The sequence below is a fragment of the Mesorhizobium sp. M0870 genome, assembly GCF_040319775.1.
Lineage (GTDB): Bacteria > Pseudomonadota > Alphaproteobacteria > Rhizobiales > Rhizobiaceae > Mesorhizobium.
In genome coordinates this window covers 1-577 of sequence record NZ_JAMYOI010000088.1, presented here as the reverse complement: position 1 = coordinate 577, position 577 = coordinate 1, and the positions used below count along the sequence as shown (strand labels likewise).

1 protein-coding gene is annotated in these 577 nt (G+C 60.8%); it reads left to right on the top strand.

The window, feature by feature from the left end; all coding sequences use genetic code 11:
- Nucleotides 1-53: 53 nt before the first annotated feature.
- Nucleotides 54-577, top strand: a 524-nt coding sequence (locus NKH97_RS33250) for a hypothetical protein (RefSeq protein WP_352799994.1), incomplete at its 3' end; no start/stop codon positions are given.

The following is a 577-nucleotide window of genomic DNA, read 5'->3' as shown; positions in this document are numbered from 1 at the left end:
CCCCCGGGGGGAGGGGCATTGTTGTCAGTGGACCGCCGGGATCCGTGAGTTCTGTGCGGGAACTGGTCGGTCTTTTCGATACCGACGCTATGGTTCGCAAGTCCTTCGCGCTGTATACGCTGTCTCAAGCGAGCCCGGCCGACGTTGAACGAGAACTCAGTTTGTTGTTTACGCGGAATGGGCAAGAAGGAAGGATTGTCCAATTTGCGGCGCTAGAGCGACTGAATGGTATCCTGGTCGTGGCAGAAGATCCTGCGGCTCTCAAGCAGGTCCGCCAGGCGGTCCTCAAACTGGATAGTGCGTCGCAGGCGACGGCAAACATTCACGTGCGTCCACTGCTGTACCGGCGGGCTTCGGACGTGGCGAACGTACTGGCGCAAACCTTCGGCGCTGAGGCGCCCAGTGCTGTCTCGCGTGCAAAGCCCTCGGGAACGCTCGGCAACCTGTCGGTGGCAAGTGACGCATCCGATCGAGCCAGCTTGCCGGTCAACGTGTCAGCTTCGCCGGCCGAAATGCCAGATGCGACCGTCTCCACAACGGATTCGGTGGACGAAACGGTCGTGTCAGCGAACCGTCT